Here is a 16,257-nt window from a genome sequence, read left to right on the forward strand (position 1 = left end):
CTTAACTGCGTCTGGCGGACTTTCCGAGCATACTGACTTAACCGGATATGGCACCCAGCTTCCGTAGCTACGGCATACGCAGCGGTAAGATGCATCCCACATCTTTTAGCAGCTTGGCGTACCGACAGTCCGCTTCGGACTAGCTCTACAAGCTGGACAGCCTGGCTGCCGCGGCGATCAACTCGTTTGGCTTTATACACGACTGGCAATCCAAAGGCATGGCAAAAATTCAAAGCATGCCCGTAATGACAGCCAAGCTCACCAGCCGCCGAACGGACACTACGCCCACTGCCAACCAAGGCAACTAAGCCACGACGATCCGATTCAGACAACGAATGAAACGGGCCAACAACCCCGGACACAACAACACCCTCCTAAGGGAAAGTGTTGCAACGACCCTCTGAACTCAAGCTAGCCTAAAACACACAAACGCCCCCGGCCCGAAACGGGCTGGAGGCGAGATCTTTGGGCGACAGGGCTTAGTTCTTTGGAGCCTCGGAGGAGTAGCCCTCGGAGGACTCGACGTCGCGGTCGAACTCGCCGGACTGCATCTGGGTGGCGGCGATGGTGGCATCCACGTCGATGGAACCGTTGGAGAACTCGAAGGTGACTGGGCGGCTGCCGGCGTAGCCGAAGTCATCGTTCTTCAGCGTGGTGGCGATGTACTGGACGGTCTCGGAATCCTGCTGGGTGGTTGCGTCCAGGTTCTCCTGGGAATCCGCGATGATGGACTGGTCGCGGTGCAGCGGCTGGGCCTTGTCCATCTCGACGCGCTGGCCGTCGACCTTGACGGATTCCAGGGAGATGACATCGGTGTCGTAGCCCTGGTTTACGGCGGTGAACTTCAGGGCAGCGGAGCCGTTCGGCTCTGCCAGGATGGTGACATCGCGAACCGCAACCTTGTTATCTTCCGTGCTTGCAGAAGCGCCATCGACCGCAGCCACCTTGTCAGCGGTCTGGGTGACGTGACCCGCCGAGCAAGAAGCCAGCGCCAGAGCGGAGACGGCGGTAACGGAAATAATGGCACCGCGGCGGGCGGCGGACTTCAGGGACTGCACGTTGAGCATCCTCCATCAATTGCGATCACAGGGCTTATCAACGCTTTAGCCTAGTCCCTTTCGCATTAAAGTACACAGTTTGTCCCAAACCGGGCGGGTAGACCGTGGGGGTATACGGGGGTATCCGCAGGTGGGGCGGCCGTGCGTGATAAAATAGCGGCCTTAGTCAACCGGGATAAATCGGGAACACAAGGAGTGGCAATGGAGTATAAGGTCGGCGAGGTCGTCGTCTACCCGCACCACGGTGCGGCCGTCATCGAGGATATCGAGACCCGCGAGATGGGCGGCGAGACGCTGGAATACCTGGTGCTGCACATCAACCAGTCCGACCTAGTCGTTCGCGTGCCCATCAAGAACGCCGATAGCGTCGGCGTGCGCGACGTCGTGGGCAAGGAAGGCCTGGAAAAGGTCTTTTCCGTGCTGCGTGACGAGGACGTTGAAGAGGCCGGCAACTGGTCCCGCCGTTATAAGGCTAACCAGGAGCGTTTGGCTTCCGGCGATATCAATAAGGTCGCCGAGGTCGTCCGCGACCTGTGGCGTCGCGACCAGGACCGTGGCCTCTCGGCCGGCGAGAAGCGCATGCTGGGCAAGGCCCGCACCATCCTCGTGGGCGAGCTCGCGCTGGCCAAGCCGGTTGATGAGAAGAAGGCCGACACCATGATGGAAGAAATCGATGCCACCATCGAGCGCCACCGCGCGGCCGGATTGGTAGACGATAAGTCCATCACCACCGATATCGACAACGACATCGATCTCGATGACCTCTCCTTCGACGACGAAGACTAAACCGCGCGTCATCGCGCTCATCGCGGCCGCCGGCCAGGGCACCCGCCTCGGGGCTGAGGTGCCGAAGGCGTATGTTGAGCTGCGCGGACGCACCCTCCTGGAGCGCTCCGTGCGGGCGCTGCTGGCCTCCGGCGTGGTCGATGAGGTCATTGTGCTGGTCAGCCCAGATATGGAGCCCGAGGCAGCCCGCATCATCGGCCGCATCGACACCGCAGGCACTAAAAGCGATACAAACGCCGCGCCCATCCGCCTCGTGCACGGCGGTAGCGAGCGCGCCGATTCCGTGTGGGCCGGCCTCCAGGCAATTCCCGACGACGACGCCGTGGTACTCATCCACGATGCGGCCCGGGCGCTGACTCCGGCGGCGATGGTGCGGGGCGTCGCCAAGTGCGTGCTCGAAGGCGCCCCCGCGGCCGTGCCCGTGGTTCCCGTGGCCGATACCATCAAGGAGGTCGCGGCCGACGCCGTGGTGAGCACTCCCGACCGCTCCCGCTTGCGCGCCGTGCAAACCCCGCAGGCCTTCCGCCTGTCCGCGCTGCGCCAGGCCAACCTCGATTATTGGGACCAGCAGCCCGAATTCACCGCCACGGATGACGCCAGCCTCATGGAATGGCACGGCGAGCGCGTGGCAACCGTGCCGGGCGATACCCTGGCGTTCAAAATCACCACGCCCATCGATCTCACCCTGGCCCACGCCCTGACCGAGGAGACCCATGACTAACCCGATTATCCCGCGCGTTGGCATCGCCACCGATGCTCACCAGATCGAGGCCGGCAAGGACTGCTGGATCGCCGGCCTGCTCTTCGAGGGCGATGCTGGCTGCGAGGGCCACTCCGATGGCGACGTCGTAGCGCACGCGCTTGTCGACGCCCTCTTATCCGCCTCCCACCTCGGCGACCTCGGCTCCTTCGTGGGCGTCGGCCGGCCCGAATACGACGGTGTATCCGGAGCGAAACTGCTGCGCGAATGCCGCGAACTCCTCGAATCCGAGGGCTTTATCATCGGCAACGCCGCAGCGCAGCTCATCGGCCAGACCCCCAAGATGGGACCGCGCCGCGAAGAAGCCGAAGCGGTACTGAGCGAAATCCTTGGTGCCCCCGTGTCCGTCTCTGCCACCACGACGGACCATATGGGCTTTACCGGCCGTAAGGAGGGCCGCGCGGCGGTTGCCACGGCCGTCGTCTGGCGCGCCTAGCCCACCACACTAACCCCGCGCACGCGTCAATTAGACTGGGTGGCGTGAGTACTTTGCGCATTTATGACACAGCCACCCGCAGCCAACGCGATTTCGAGCCGATTCGCCCCGGCCACGCTTCCATCTATCTGTGCGGCGCCACCCCGCAGGCCCAGCCGCACATCGGGCATCTGCGCTCCGGCGTCGCCTTCGACATCCTGCGCCGCTGGCTGCTCGCCCAAGGCTATGACGTAGCCCTGGTGCGCAACGTCACCGATATCGATGACAAGATCCTCACCAAGGCGGCCGAGAATAATCGCCCCTGGTGGGAGTGGGTGTCCACCTATGAGCGCGAGTTCACTAAGGCCTATAACACCCTGGGCGTCATCCCGCCTTCTGTCGAGCCGCGTGCGACCGGCTTTGTCACCCAGATGGTCGACTATATGCAGCGGCTTATCGACGCCGGCTTTGCCTACCCCGCCGACGGCTCCGTCTACTTCGACGTCGCCGCCTGGACCAAGGCCGAAGGCTCCGATTATGGTTCGCTGTCCGGCAACAAGGTTGAGGAAATGGAGCAGGGCGAGGGCGAGGATTCCGCCAAGCGCGGCGCCCAGGACTTTGCCCTGTGGAAGGCCGCGAAGCCGGGCGAGCCCAGCTGGCCTACCCCGTGGGGCGACGGCCGCCCTGGCTGGCACCTGGAGTGCTCGGCCATGTCCACCTACTACCTGGGCTCTAATTTCGATATCCACTGCGGCGGCCTGGACCTGCAGTTCCCGCACCACGAGAACGAGATCGCGCAGTCGCATGCGGCCGGCGATAAGTTCGCCAACTACTGGATGCACAACCACTGGGTGACGATGTCGGGCGAGAAGATGTCGAAGTCCCTGGGCAACGTGTTGTCCATCCCGAATATGCTCGAGCTGGTGCGCCCGGTGGAGCTGCGCTACTACCTGGGCTCGGCACACTACCGCTCCGTGCTGGAGTATTCCGAGGCCGCGCTGACCGAGGCCGCCGCTGGCTACCGCCGCATCGAGGACTTCCTCGGCCACTTTGACGATCTGGAGCTGGGTGAGTGGACGCAGGGCTTTGCAGACGCGATGAATGATGACATCGCGGTGCCCAAGGCTTTGGCGGAAATCCACACCACCGTCCGCGCTGGCAATAAGGCGCTCGCGGCCGGCGATGAGGCCGAGGCACGCGCGCTGGCTGGCCAGGTCCGCGCGATGGCGCATGTACTTGGTTTTGACCCGCTGGAGTGGGAAGATGGAGCGCAAGCTAGCGGGGCGGATGCCGCGCTGGATGCGCTGGTACAAGCTGAGCTGGAGCGGCGCACCCAGGCGCGCGCGGACAAGGACTTCGCTACTGCCGACGCCGTCCGAGACCGCCTCGCGGCCGCCGGCATCACCATCACCGATACCCCAGACGGCCCGACCTGGTCGCTGGCGCAGCGTTAAGCACTCCGAAAGGACAATAAACTATGGCACGTACCCACGGCCGCGGTGGCGCGGGAATCCGCAAGACCAATAAGAAGGGCGCTACCAAGGGCTCCGGCGGCCAGCGCCGCAAGGGCTTGGCCGGTAAGGGCCCGACGCCCAAGGCAGAGGACCGCATCTACCACGCCAAGCACAAGGCCAAGCTGGAGCGTGACCGTCGCAATTCCGGCCGCCACCAGAAGGAGACCGCCGAGATGGTCGTGGGCCGCAACCCGGTCATCGAGTGCCTGCACGCCAAGGTGCCGGCCACCACGCTCTACATCGTGGCCGGTACCCGCAATGACAAGCGCCTGTCCGAGGCCGTGGCCATGTGCAATACCCGCAATATCCCCATCATCGAGGTGCAGCGCCACGAGATGGACCGCATGACCGGCAACGGCATGCACCAAGGCATCGGGTTGCAGATCCCGCCGTATAAGTACGCCGACGTCGACGAGCTCATCGCCCGTGCGGCCGAGAACGCACGCCCAGGCATGTTCGTCATCCTGGATAACATCACCGATCCGCGCAACCTCGGCGCGGTCATCCGCTCCGTGGCGGCCTTCGGCGGCGACGGCGTCATCATCCCCGAGCGCCGCTCCGCGTCCGTGACCGCCGTAGCGTGGCGTACCTCGGCCGGCACGGCGGCGCGCCTGCCGGTTGCCCGCGCGACGAATATCACCCGCACCGTGCAGCAATTCCAAAAGAGCGGCTACCAAGTCGTCGGCCTGGATGCTGGCGGCGAGCATACGCTGGATACCTATAACGGCGCGACGGATCCCGTGGTCATCGTCATCGGCTCCGAGGGCAAGGGTATCTCCCGCCTCGTGCGTGAGAACTGCGACGTCATCATGTCCATCCCGATGACGGACTGGGTCGAGTCCCTCAATGCTTCCGTCGCGGCCGGTTCCGTGCTCTCCGAATTCGCACGCCAGCGCCGCGCGGCCCAGTAACCTCCAGCGAGGTTTCTATCCGCTTTCCGCCCAGGGTGGCAGCCACTTAATGGTTCCATTCACCCTGGCCAAGCGGCCGCGCAGCGGCGGGGCGTTGGGGTCATCGTCGTTGACGCCGTTGTGATACGGACAGGCGATGGTGAGATTTTCGGGGTTGGTCTCGCCGCCGTGGCGCCACGCGGTGAGGTGGTGGACTTGGCATTCATCGGCGGGGTAGTTGCACTGTGGCCAAGGACAGGTGGGGTTTTCCGCGGCAGCCATGGTGCGCTGCTTCGGCGAGGCGAGCCGCTCGGTGCGGTACAGGTTCACCGGGCCTTTCACGGGGTGGATCAGAGTCACATAGCCGTGCGCGGTGAATGCGCGACGCACTAGGTCCGCGCCGGTCATTCGGGCACCATTGGTCAGTTGCAGAGTGATGTCATCGCCCGCGGTGTCGACGACGCGGTCGAGCTCGTCCAAGCGCAGCACCACATTGGTGGTCACGGCCGGGCGGGAAGCGGCGGCGGTGCCTTGAAAAATCTTGCGCACCGAATCGAGTGGGGCGTCCTTATCGAGCGCGGCGTGCATATCCGCGATGTCCGCAGATTTGCCGGTAATTGTCATGGTCCAGGGGCCATCGGCGCGGCGGTAGAGTTTGACACCGGGCTTGCGCTGCGGCGGACCCTTAATCTCACGCACGCGCTTGCGCCCCTGCTTATCGACGTCCGATGCATCCCCCTTCATCCCACATAGCTCCCGCCGCAGTGCCCAGGCCTGGCGCTTATTTTTCAGCTTGGTGGCGTGGCGCTCGATGGCCAGTAGCGCGGTGAGGCTGTGCGCGTTGGTGCGGGCCGCGGCGATGGATTCGCGCTGGAGGCGGCTAAAGGCGGTGGGTCCGAAGTAGGTATCGGCGAGGACAAGCAGGCGGGCGGCGGTGGTGTCGGGACAGCCGGCGTCGATAAGCGCGCGCTTAGTAAGGCCGTGGCAGTCGGCGATAATGTCCATGCCGGCGGCCAGGCCTGTCAAGAATTTCTGTAGCGCGTTCACGGCTCCACACGTTAAGTGCGGGTGCACGCCGGCGCGCGGCGCGTGGCGCGCAGCTGTGGATAACTAGGCCTCGGCGTCGTCGAGGCCGAAGAACTCGCGGACCTTATCCACAGCGCGGAAGGAATCCGTATTTGGGCCTATGCGTGGGTCGGTTTTCATGCTAGAGGGAATCACGTGGCCGAGGCCCTCCATGGTCCACAGCTCGACGGGGAAATCGCCGTCGTATGCGGTGGCGGTGACATCCGCGGTGGGGTGGTAGTCACGGGGCGGTTGGCAGCCATTGGCCAGCGCGAAGTGCTCGGCGGTGGCCGGCGCGGAAAGCACACGGCCGCGGGTCTGCTTGGCATCCAGCCCGGCGACCCCGCCCTCGTATGGCGCGTAGGGGTCGGCGGTGCCGTGGAAAAACAGCAGTGGCGTGGGCCGGTAACCGTCCGGGTTGCTGGGCGCATGGTTGTCGCCCTCGCCCAGCGTGGAGGCGAAGATGCAGGCGCGGGTGAGCCTAAAGGGGGCGTCGAAAAGCAGGCGGAGCACCATCTGCCCGCCGTTGGAGTAGCCGCAGGCAAAGGTGCGGTCGGTGCCGAATTCGCGCCGCATCTCCTCGACGAGGAAGGCGGTAAAAGCTACATCGTCCACGTTCTCTGCGCGGGCGGTGACGGGCAGGATGCTGCGGCAATCGTTGAAATGGCGGTCGATGCCGTCGGGGTAGACGAGGACGGTATTGGTGGCGTCGGCAAGCTCGTCGAAGGTGCCGTTAGTAAAGCGGCGCATCACGTTGCCGGACTGCAGCGAGCCGTGGAAGAAGAGCAAGAGGTCTGGGTGCGGGCCGGGGCTATCCGGCGCGATGACGAGGAAGCGGCGGGTGCGGCCACCCACATCCGCGGTGCGGCGGTGTACGTGCATAGCCGCCCAGTCTAGTCGGCGTGGTGCTCTTCGGCGGTGCTGTGGCAGTCGGCGTGGAAGCGCCTAGCGGCGACCTCGTCACGCACCGCCTTCTTATTTCGCTGCCAGCCAATGAGGCGGCACACCAGGTAAATGACAAAAGAAATCGTGGTAACAAAGACCGAGACCGGAAGGCCGGGCGCGAGCGACAAGACAAAGCCGCCCACGGCCGAGACCTCGGCGAAGATGGTGGCCCACATGACCGCGCGCAGGGGCGAGGAGGTAATCTGCACGGCCGCCGCGCCCGGGGTGATAAGCAGCGCCATGACGAGCAGCGAGCCGACGATTTGTACTGACTGTGCGGCGGCCAAGCCTACGAGTACGGCGAAGGCGACGGAAATGAAGCGGGTGGGTACGCCGGCGGCTTGGGCCATGACTGGGTCGGCCGAGGCGAAGAGCATGGGCCGCCACAGGATAGCTACGGCGGCGAGGATGACCACGGTAGTTACGGCCAAAAGCCACACCGAGGCGGAAGAGACGCCAACGATCTGGCCGGTCAGCAGCGTCATCGCGGTATTCGCGTTGCCGGGGTAGAGGTGTAAAAACAGCACCGAGAGGCCTAAGCCAAAGCTCATGACCACGCCGATGGCGCTGTCTTGTTGGCCTTTGAAGCCCAGCACGGCGAGGATGATGGCGGCCACAATGGCGCCGGCCACCGCGCCAAAGCCGAGGTTGAGGCCGAAGAGCAGCGCGGCCGAGGCGCCCATGAGCGCGAGCTCGGAGGTGGCGTGGACCGAAAAAGACATCTGGCGCAGCACGATGAGCGAGGTCATCACACCGGACAGGATGCCCAGCAGCGCGGAGGCGATAAGCGAGGACTGTACAAAGTCCACGCTGAGCAGGTACTGGGTGTCTTCCATAAAGCTAGACAACGATGAGCCTCCCATCGACGTTTAAGACGTTGACCTTGGAACCGTAGAGCTCGGAAAGAACATCGGAGCGCATGACCTCATCCACGGTGCCGAAGGTATGGCCGCCAGGGGCGAGGTAGAGCACCTTATCGGTCACGCCGAGCACCGGGTTGATGCCGTGGGTGACGAACATGATGGAGGTACCGCGCTCGCGGCGCAGCGCATCCAGCTTGTCCACGGTGGCCTGCTGGCGCGCCGGGTCGAGCGAGAGCAGCGGCTCATCGGCGAGGATGAGCTCGGGATCATTGGCCAGCGCTTGGGCCTGGCGGATGAGCTGCTGCTGGCCGCCGGAAAGCTGGCCCACACGGCGATCGCGCAGGCCGGTAGCACCGACCTCGGCGAGGAGCTCGTCGATGCGATGGCGGGGCGGGCGGCGGCGTCGGAAAGCGCCGTGTGCCAGGGAGAGCGAAACTAAGTCGCGGGCGCGCAGGGGTAGGTCGGCCGGGAACATGCGTTGCTGCGGGATGAAGCCGACGCGGCAGTTTACGTCGACGCTGCCGGCCGTGAGCTTGCGGGTTCCCAAGATGGTGCCGAGCAGGGTGGATTTGCCCACGCCATTGGGGCCCAAAACGGCGATAAACTCGCCGCGGTCAACGGCGAGGTTAAGGCTGGACCACAGCGGGGCAACCGCTGCGTCGTGGAAGTGGATGAGCACTAGAGCTTCCCCAGGGAATCGGTGACCTCGTCATAGTAGGTCCAGAATTCCTTTCCATCCGGCGGGGTCTCGCCGATTTCGACGATAGAGACGTCCGCATCCTCCGCGGCGGACTTGATGCGGCCGGCGGTATCGGTTTCGGTCTGTGGGTTAAAGATGAGCAGGTCTACCTTGTCCTCTTTAATTGCCTTGGTGAAGGCGGCGAGGTCGGCCGCGGTGGGCTCGCCCTCAGAAATGGTGGCCTTGCGGTAGCCCTCTGGGGTGACGTCCTTGCCGGAGGTGTACTTCATGATGTAGTCCGCAATCGGCTCGGTCTGCGCGTAGGAGAGGTCGCCCGGTAGTTCCTTCAGCTTGTCGCGCAGGCGGTCGACGTGGGAGTCCACGCGCTCGGTGCTGGCGTTGGCATCGGTATTGAGTTCGTTGATCTTGTCAGCGATATTTCCTGCGACCTCGTCGAGGGCGGCCGGGTCGTACCAAATGTGCTCGTTGCCCTCGATATTGGTGACCTTCTTCGGGTCCTTCTTGGCGGTGGCCTTAGCAGCGTCGATGGTCATGACATTGGGGTCATCGGCCAGCTTGCCGTGATCGGTCAGCGGCAGGGCGGAGACGATATTGTCCTGGTCGGAGACGGCCTGGTAAATCCAGGAATCGTAGCCGCCGCCGTTGACCACGAGCAGGTCCGCGTCCTCGGCCTTGGCAATATCGGCGGCGGAAGGCTCGAAGTGGTGGGGGTCGACGCCGTTGCCCTCGACGATGGGCTTGACCTCGATGTCCACGCCGGAGGCGGTATCGGCCACGGCTTGGGCGACGTCGGCCCAGATGGAGGTGGACGCGACGATGGAGATCTTCTTCTGGGCGCCCGGATCGGCGGCCGAGTCCTCGGTGTCGGAGGAGCAGGCGGTGGCGGTCAGCAGGAGACCACCGGCCGCGAGGAGGGCTGCGGATGCGCGAAGTGAGGTATGCATAGTTTCCAGTGTGCGTTTGATGGGAACCATTGTCAATTGAATATGTATTGAAAATACGGCCGCGGGGTATGCTTGCGGTCATGGTGAAACGCAGCCCCACCCGCAAGACGCTGGCCTCGCTGGCCGCCGAGCTGGGTGTTTCGCGCACGACGGTATCCAATGCCTATAGCCGGCCGGACCAGCTTTCGGCTGCGACGCGAGAGCGCATCCTGGCGGCGGCGAAGGCACGGGGGTATCCCGGGCCGGACCCTACGGCCCGCAGCCTGCGCACTCGCCGCGCGGGCTCGGTGGGCGTGCTGCTGACCGAGCACCTGTCCTATGCCTTCGAGGACATGGCCTCGGTGGATTTCCTGGCTGGCATGGCAGAAGCCTCGGCCGGCGCGCAGACTACGCTCACCCTCATCCCGGCCGGTCCTGAGGGTGAGGCGGAGGCGGCCAGCCTGGTGGGCTCGGCCGCGGTGGATGGCTTTGTGGTCTACTCCGTGGCAGCCGGGGATGCCTACCTCGAGGCGGCGCGCGGCCGCGGGCTGCCGGTGGTGGTCTGCGATCAGCCGACGGATTCGGGCCTGCCGTTCGTGGGCATCGATGACCGCGCGGCGATTGCCCCGGCCGCCCGCGCGTTGGTGGAGGCCGGCCACCGCAAGATTGGAGTGCTGGCGATTCGCCTCAAACGCGAGCGCCACGATGGCCCCATTTCGTGGGGCGAGCTGCAGGGCGCCGATATGCACGTGCAGCGCGCCCGAGTCATGGGTGCCATGGACGTCTTTGCGCAGGCGGGCATCGCGCCCGAGACCGTGCCCGTGGTTACCCAGCACATCAACGATGCGCACACCACGCGAGCGGCCGCGCAGTTGCTTCTCGACGCCCACCCGGACCTCACCGCCGTCCTGTGCACCACCGACTCCATGGCGCTGGGCGTGATGGCCTATGCGCGCGAGCGGGGCATCGACGTCCCCGGCGAACTGTCTGTCACCGGCTTCGACGGCATTGATGCGGCGCAGCGCCTTGGCTTGACGACGATCGTCCAGCCCAATAAGGCCAAGGGCGCGGCCGCCGGCCACATGCTCGCCAAACTCATCGCGGGCGCAGAGGATTCGGACTTAAGCGAAGCTGCGGTGCTACGGCGCGTGCTGCAGACCAGCTTCGAGGCCGGGCGGACGGTGGCTCCGCCGCGCTCGGTGCCGCTCCGTTAGGCTGCGGCGTGTTAAGCAGCGCCGCCGTTGTCGGGGCGGCCGACATGGTCCGCGCGGGCGGCGGCGAGTTCGGTGAGGAAGTGGGCGACGGCGTCGACGTCGGCAAGCTGCACTACGGCCGCCGTATCGCCCTCGCCGACCTTGACGCCCACGTCCGGCGGCTGGTGCAGGGCGCGGAAACCGTCCTCATCGGTGACGTCATCGCCCAAGAAGACCACGGCGGTGGCTCCGGTGCGCTCGCGCAGGTTCTCAATCCACGTTCCCTTGGTGGCCTGGGTGGCGGAGAACTCCACCACGGACTTGCCGGCCGTGCGGGGGAAGCCGCCCGGATCGAGCGCGAGGCCGGCTTCATAGGCTTGGGCGGCAGCTTCTGGATCGGAATCCTCGAGCGCGCGCAGGTGCAGAACGCGCTGGAAGGGCTTGACCTCGATGTCCGCGCCGGGGAAGCGCTCCATGATCGCGCGGATCTCGGCTTCCTTGGTGTCGAGGTGCTCGCGCATCGCGGGGGTCAGTTCCGTGTCCTCCCACGAGGACTCGGCGCCGTGGGAGCCGCCGAAGAGGACGGGCTCGCGCAGAGGGCACACGCGCTGGAGGCCTTCGAGGTGGCGGCCGGAGAGCACGGCCGCGGTGGTGTGTGGCAGGTGGGCCAGTTTATCCAGGGCGCGCAGTGATTCCTGGTTCATTTCGACCTCATAGATGGCCGTGGCGAAGGGGGAGAGCGTGCCGTCGAAATCCGAGACCACCGCGAGGTGCTCGGCGGCGGCAAGGGCCTTGATGGCAGTTGAAAGCGTCATGGCTTCCAGCCTACGCAACTAACCGCCGAGGGAAACCAACTTGATAGACGGCGAGTCCACTTCATCGGTGACCAGTTCCAAGACCAGCTGGTTATTGGAATTGACGGTGTAGTGGAAATCGTGGTCCGCGGAAATCAGGTTGCGCAGCAGGTTATCGGCCCACACGGACGCGCCGTGGCAATCCTCGGCGGTCTCGTCAAACTCCACCTCATCGAAGTGGAGGCGGTTGCCCTCGCGGATGTTTTGGCGCTCATCATCGGCGGAATAGGTCACTTTGCCCACCATTTGGGCGCACCCGGTGGTGCCCACCATCGTGGATTGACCAAAGCTCAACGTGGGTGCCTGCGGGATGGATTCCGGGATGGTGGAGGCGGCATCCGGGGTGGTGTTGATGGAGACTACCTGCCACTGCTTATCCAAGATCTGCTCATCGCCAGGGGCTTGGGGTTCCTCGTCGCCGGAGCCACAACCGGCCAGTAGGGCGGCGGCGCAGGTTGCGGCAATGGGCGCTGCGGCCAGGCGGGGAAAGCGAGACATCATGCGCCCGCCTCCTGTCCTTCGGCTTGGCGCAGGCAGCCCAGGAAGGACTGGGACCATAGCTGCACGTCGTGCTCGGTGACCTGCTGGTGCATGGTGAGCATGCGCTGGGTCATGGTGGAGGGGGCGTCGTCAAGCGCCTTGAGCGCATTGAGCAAGGCGGCCTTGACGGACTCGATATCGAAGGGATTGCACAGGTAGGCCTGGCTGAGCTCATCGGCCGCGCCGGCGAACTCGGAGAGCACCAGCGCGCCCGAGCCATCGTCGTGGCAGGCCACGTATTCCTTGGCCACCAGGTTCATGCCGTCCTTGAAGGGAGTGACCAGCATGACATCGGCCATGCGGTAGTAGCAGCGCAGGAGGCTCTTGGCCACGCCTCGGTGCTGGTAGTGCACGACTGGGTGGCCGACGCGGGCAAAGCGGCCGTTAATGCGGCCGACGGCCTCTTCTACCTTGGAGCGAGTGGCCTTGTAATGGTCGAGGCGCTCGCGCGACGGCGTGGCGAGCTGCACCAGCGTCACCTCCTCCGGGTCGAGCGCGCCGGTGTCCAGCAGCTCCTCAAAGGCGGTCAGCCGCTGCAGGATGCCTTTGGTGTAATCGAGGCGATCCACGCCCAAGATAATGCGCCTGGGCGAGCCCAGCTCTTCGCGCAGCTTGGCGACGTCCCCCTTCTCCTCCCCAGTGAATGCGGCAAAGTCCTTCGCGGCGATGGAAATGGGGAAGGCGCCCACGCCGATGGTGCGCCCCTGCGGCAGGCGAATATGCGCGGTGACCTCGCGGGTGCTGGCCTCGCCTTCCACGTCGAGGCCCTGGCGGCGGGCAAGCTCCAAGAAGTTGCGGGCATTGGCCTCAAGGTGGAAGCCGATGAGATCCGCGCCAAGTAGCCCGCGCACGAGCTCCTCGCGCCAGGGCAGCTGGCGGAAGAGATCGGCGGAAGGGAAGGGGATGTGCAGGAAAAATCCGATGGTGAGATCCGGGCGCTTCTGGCGCAGGATGCCAGGCAAAAGCTGCAGCTGGTAGTCCTGTACCCACACGGTGGCGCCTTCGGCGGCGACCTCGGCTACCTCGTCTGCAAAACGCAGGTTGACCTCGCGATAGGCGTGCCACCAATCGCGGTCATAGGTAGGGGTGACGATGAGATCGTGGTAGAGCGGCCACAAGGTGGCATTAGAAAAACCCTCATAAAAGCCCTCGAAATCGGACTCGGTGAGCTTGACTGGGTGCAGCAGCACGCCGGTATCGGTGCGGAAGGGCTCTGGCGCGGCATCGGCCACACCGGGCCAGCCCACCCAGCATCCCTGGTGTGATTCGAGGACTGGAGACAATGCGGTGACCAGACCGCCCGGCGAGGGCGTCCAGGTATGGCTGCCATCGGGCCGGGTTTCCAGATCTACCGGCAGGCGGTTGGCCACCACCACGAAGTCATTGCCACGCTCACTCATGGTGCAAGAATAACTTAAGACTTCTTAGTGGACTTCTTCGTTGCCTTCTTGGAGGCCTTCTTCGTCGCCTTCTTAGTGGCCTTCTTTGTAGCCTTCTTGGTCGACTTCTTCGTCGATTTCTTGGTGGACTTCTTAGTCGACTTCTTCGTGGACTTTTTGCTGGATTTCTTGGTCGACTTCTTGGGAGCGGCATCGGCCTGCTCCGCCAGCACCTTCTTGTGCACCAGGCCCTTTGGCTCCACGCCCAGCATGGACATCAGGGTCACGCCGTCGAGGAAGTCCTGCGCATAGGTGGCCACGATGCGGCGGGCTGCGCGGGAGGTCTCCTCCTCAAGGGCGTGATTCTGGTCAGCCTGTGGGTGGGTGTCTTGGACCTTGGGTGGCACGACGTGTCCTCCTGAACGTTGTGGAAACTACTTAAGCGCTTGCAAGAAAAGCTATCAGAGCAAATATTGTACGCTACCGGCGGCGTTTAGGGCCGCTCGGGTCCGGATTCGGTGCCCGGTTGCTCCGGTTTCTGGGCACGAAAGGTTTCGGTGCCGGGCACGGTATAGGTGGTCTTCTCGCGCTGCTGCGGCTGCGCCGGCCACTGGGAATCTTCCGGCCACAGGTCCGCGGCCGAGCGGGTATGCGGCGCATGGTTTTGGGCCTCGTGGCGCGGGTGCTGCTGCGGCGGCTTCGGCCCGAGCTTGGGTGGTAACTCCGGGCGATTGACGCGCGGGGCAAACGGGGACATCGGCACGCGCGGGATGCGCGGGGCCTTGCGGGCCAAGTGCGTGGCCTTATGGAAGGAGAAGCGGCCGATGCGCTTGAAGGTGGTGTACGGGCGGAAGTACTGCGGGCGGCGCAGGCGGCGAGCCACACGCTCGCCCAGTACTACGCCGGCGGCCAGGGCGCCGGAGATGGCCAGCGCCATCGCCATATTGGTAAAGCCGGTAATCATCTGCTCATTGAGAGAGGCGTACATGCCGCGGTAGAGCATGAGGCCGGGCAGCATCGGCGTATAGCCCACGATCATGGTGATAAGCGGCGGAATTCCCCAGCGGCGCGACATCAAACCGCCGGCGAGGCCAACGACCACCGCGGAAAGACCAGAGGCAATCACCGGGCCGACGCCGAAGGGCACCACCACGAAGTAATAGAAAATCATGCCGGCTGCGGCCGTAAGGCCAGACATGGTGATCTCAATCCAGGCTGCGCCGCAGGCCAGCGCAAAGGCAGCAGAACCCGTGCCGCCGAGCAGCACTAGCAGTGGAATTTCGTGGTAGACCGGTGGGGCCAGCGTGGCCAGCGGCGGCAGGTTAAAGCCCAGCGAATCGGCCAGCTGGATGCCCACACCGACGCCGGCGATGATGGCGCCGGTAGATAGCAGCGCCTCAAAGAAGCGGGCGGAGGAGGTAACGGGGGCGCGCGTGATGCCGTCGACAAGCGATTGCACCAACGTCAGCCCCGCCACCAGCACGATGATGCCGGAGGCAATGATCTGCGTGGGCGAGAAATTAATGCCGAAGGAGGCTGCGACGTTGTACAAAATGGCGGCCGGGAAGACGGCGAAAAAGCCGCCGACCGCATTCTGATAAAAGGGCGGCAGGCGGTAATTGGCCAACCAGGCGTTCAAGCCCATGATGAACGCGGAGACCACAAACGCCACCACGCCGACGAGCAGGTCGCCGCCAAGCATCATGGAAATCAGGCCACCCATCGCGCCCCAGCCGAGCATGACCGTGGACGGCTTATAAGGCGCTGGCATGCGGTCGATCTCGTCTAGGCGCTGCTCCGCCATGGCCGGCGGCATCTGGCCGGAGTGGATGGAGCGAATGAGCTTATCGACGGCCGCGAGCTTGGAAAAATCCACGCCAATGCTCGGCACCACGCGGAATACATGCAGGTTTTGGCGCTGCTCGCCGGTGCCGATGGTGGTGTGGATGGTGATGGTATTCATCAAGATATCCACGTGGCAGTAGTGCAAGCCATACGACGACGCTGCCAGGTGCACCTGGGCGCGCGCATCCGAGTTGGCGGTGCCGGCTCCGATGAGGATTTCACCAATGCGAGCGGCGATCTCCATAACGCCGGTGACTTGGGCGGCGTCATGGAGATTGACCGGAGCGAGTGGGGATGGCGGCGGTGCGGCTTTAGCCGCGTCGATGATGGCTACCTGGCCCGAGGAAGCGCGCAGGCGCTCCCGCATAGCGGACAAAAATGACACGGAAATAACCCTCGAAAAAGCGCTGGGAATGTGGGATTGATTCTGCCTGAACTTTAGCCCCTGCACCCTGTCAATGCATAGATGGGGGACCGGCTTTCCCCTCGGCGGCGGTGCTCGGGTACTATGCAACGAGCGGGATTTC

17 protein-coding genes are annotated in these 16,257 nt (G+C 64.6%); 6 read left to right on the forward strand and 11 right to left on the reverse strand.

Features of this window, described 5'->3' with window-relative positions:
• Positions 1-479: 479 nt before the first annotated feature.
• Positions 480-1,067, reverse strand: a complete 588-nt coding sequence (locus tag QP884_RS09280; protein ID WP_284821825.1) for a hypothetical protein — start codon at positions 1,065-1,067, stop codon at positions 480-482.
• 192 nt (positions 1,068-1,259) lie between these two features.
• Here QP884_RS09280 and QP884_RS09285 point away from each other — a divergent pair, with 192 nt between their 5' ends.
• Genes QP884_RS09285 through rlmB form a run of 5 tightly spaced genes read left to right on the forward strand, consistent with a single transcriptional unit; the run spans position 1,260 to position 5,444 of the window.
• Positions 1,260-1,844: a CarD family transcriptional regulator gene (locus QP884_RS09285; protein WP_284821826.1), complete on the forward strand. Its 585-nt coding sequence runs from the start codon at positions 1,260-1,262 to the stop codon at positions 1,842-1,844.
• Positions 1,816-2,565: a 2-C-methyl-D-erythritol 4-phosphate cytidylyltransferase gene (ispD, locus tag QP884_RS09290; protein WP_284821827.1), complete on the forward strand. Its 750-nt coding sequence runs from the start codon at positions 1,816-1,818 to the stop codon at positions 2,563-2,565. The genes QP884_RS09285 and ispD overlap by 29 nt, the downstream gene beginning before the upstream one ends.
• The gene (gene ispF / locus QP884_RS09295; RefSeq protein ID WP_005329967.1) at positions 2,558-3,040 is read left to right on the forward strand and encodes a 2-C-methyl-D-erythritol 2,4-cyclodiphosphate synthase; all 483 of its coding nucleotides are present in this window, start codon (positions 2,558-2,560) and stop codon (positions 3,038-3,040) included. Before ispD ends, ispF begins: the two co-directional genes overlap by 8 nt.
• 44 nt (positions 3,041-3,084) lie before the next feature.
• On the forward strand, positions 3,085-4,473 hold the full coding sequence (cysS, locus tag QP884_RS09300) for a cysteine--tRNA ligase (RefSeq protein ID WP_284821828.1): 1,389 nt from the start codon (positions 3,085-3,087) through the stop codon (positions 4,471-4,473).
• 23 nt (positions 4,474-4,496) lie between these two features.
• Positions 4,497-5,444 carry a 23S rRNA (guanosine(2251)-2'-O)-methyltransferase RlmB gene (gene rlmB / locus QP884_RS09305; protein ID WP_005325725.1) on the forward strand — a complete coding sequence of 316 codons (948 nt, stop codon included), beginning with the start codon at positions 4,497-4,499 and terminating at the stop codon, positions 5,442-5,444.
• Between the two features lie 15 nt (positions 5,445-5,459).
• Here rlmB and QP884_RS09310 read toward each other — a convergent pair whose 3' ends face one another.
• The 5 genes from QP884_RS09310 to QP884_RS09330 all read right to left on the reverse strand — a co-directional run bounded on the left by QP884_RS09310 (position 5,460) and on the right by QP884_RS09330 (position 9,970).
• Positions 5,460-6,470, reverse strand: a complete 1,011-nt coding sequence (locus tag QP884_RS09310; protein ID WP_284821829.1) for an HNH endonuclease signature motif containing protein — start codon at positions 6,468-6,470, stop codon at positions 5,460-5,462.
• 63 nt (positions 6,471-6,533) lie between these two features.
• Positions 6,534-7,370 (reverse strand): alpha/beta hydrolase family esterase, encoded by an 837-nt coding sequence (locus tag QP884_RS09315; protein WP_284821830.1) that lies wholly within the window; start codon positions 7,368-7,370, stop codon positions 6,534-6,536.
• An 11-nt stretch (positions 7,371-7,381) separates the two neighbouring features.
• Positions 7,382-8,296: a metal ABC transporter permease gene (locus tag QP884_RS09320; protein ID WP_284821831.1), complete on the reverse strand. Its 915-nt coding sequence runs from the start codon at positions 8,294-8,296 to the stop codon at positions 7,382-7,384.
• A complete protein-coding gene (locus QP884_RS09325; protein WP_284821832.1) occupies positions 8,274-8,975 on the reverse strand; it encodes a metal ABC transporter ATP-binding protein in 702 nt (233 codons plus the stop codon). Before QP884_RS09325 ends, QP884_RS09320 begins: the two co-directional genes overlap by 23 nt.
• Positions 8,975-9,970, reverse strand: a complete 996-nt coding sequence (locus tag QP884_RS09330) for a metal ABC transporter solute-binding protein, Zn/Mn family (protein ID WP_434736462.1) — start codon at positions 9,968-9,970, stop codon at positions 8,975-8,977. The genes QP884_RS09325 and QP884_RS09330 overlap by 1 nt, the downstream gene beginning before the upstream one ends.
• A gap of 50 nt (positions 9,971-10,020) precedes the next feature.
• Here QP884_RS09330 and QP884_RS09335 point away from each other — a divergent pair, with 50 nt between their 5' ends.
• Complete coding sequence (locus tag QP884_RS09335; RefSeq protein WP_284821834.1) at positions 10,021-11,133, forward strand: LacI family DNA-binding transcriptional regulator; 1,113 nt, start codon at positions 10,021-10,023, stop codon at positions 11,131-11,133.
• An 11-nt stretch (positions 11,134-11,144) separates the two neighbouring features.
• Here the strand turns inward: QP884_RS09335 and otsB are convergent, their stop codons facing one another.
• The 5 genes from otsB to thrE form a co-directional block, all read right to left on the reverse strand.
• Entirely contained in the window at positions 11,145-11,927 is a 783-nt protein-coding gene (otsB, locus tag QP884_RS09340; RefSeq protein WP_284821835.1) for a trehalose-phosphatase, read from the reverse strand.
• An 18-nt stretch (positions 11,928-11,945) separates the two neighbouring features.
• Positions 11,946-12,467, reverse strand: a complete 522-nt coding sequence (locus tag QP884_RS09345; RefSeq protein ID WP_284821836.1) for an META domain-containing protein — start codon at positions 12,465-12,467, stop codon at positions 11,946-11,948.
• Positions 12,464-13,906 carry an alpha,alpha-trehalose-phosphate synthase (UDP-forming) gene (locus QP884_RS09350; RefSeq protein WP_284821837.1) on the reverse strand — a complete coding sequence of 481 codons (1,443 nt, stop codon included), beginning with the start codon at positions 13,904-13,906 and terminating at the stop codon, positions 12,464-12,466. The genes QP884_RS09345 and QP884_RS09350 overlap by 4 nt, the downstream gene beginning before the upstream one ends.
• Positions 13,907-13,920: 14 nt before the next feature.
• Positions 13,921-14,292 (reverse strand): hypothetical protein, encoded by a 372-nt coding sequence (locus QP884_RS09355; protein WP_005325749.1) that lies wholly within the window; start codon positions 14,290-14,292, stop codon positions 13,921-13,923.
• Positions 14,293-14,378: 86 nt separating this feature from the next.
• Positions 14,379-16,115 (reverse strand): threonine/serine exporter ThrE, encoded by a 1,737-nt coding sequence (gene thrE / locus QP884_RS09360; protein ID WP_239281185.1) that lies wholly within the window; start codon positions 16,113-16,115, stop codon positions 14,379-14,381.
• Positions 16,116-16,257 lie beyond the last annotated feature (142 nt).

The sequence above is a fragment of the Corynebacterium tuberculostearicum genome (genome assembly GCF_030229345.1).
Taxonomy (GTDB): Bacteria; Actinomycetota; Actinomycetes; order Mycobacteriales; family Mycobacteriaceae; genus Corynebacterium; species Corynebacterium tuberculostearicum_G.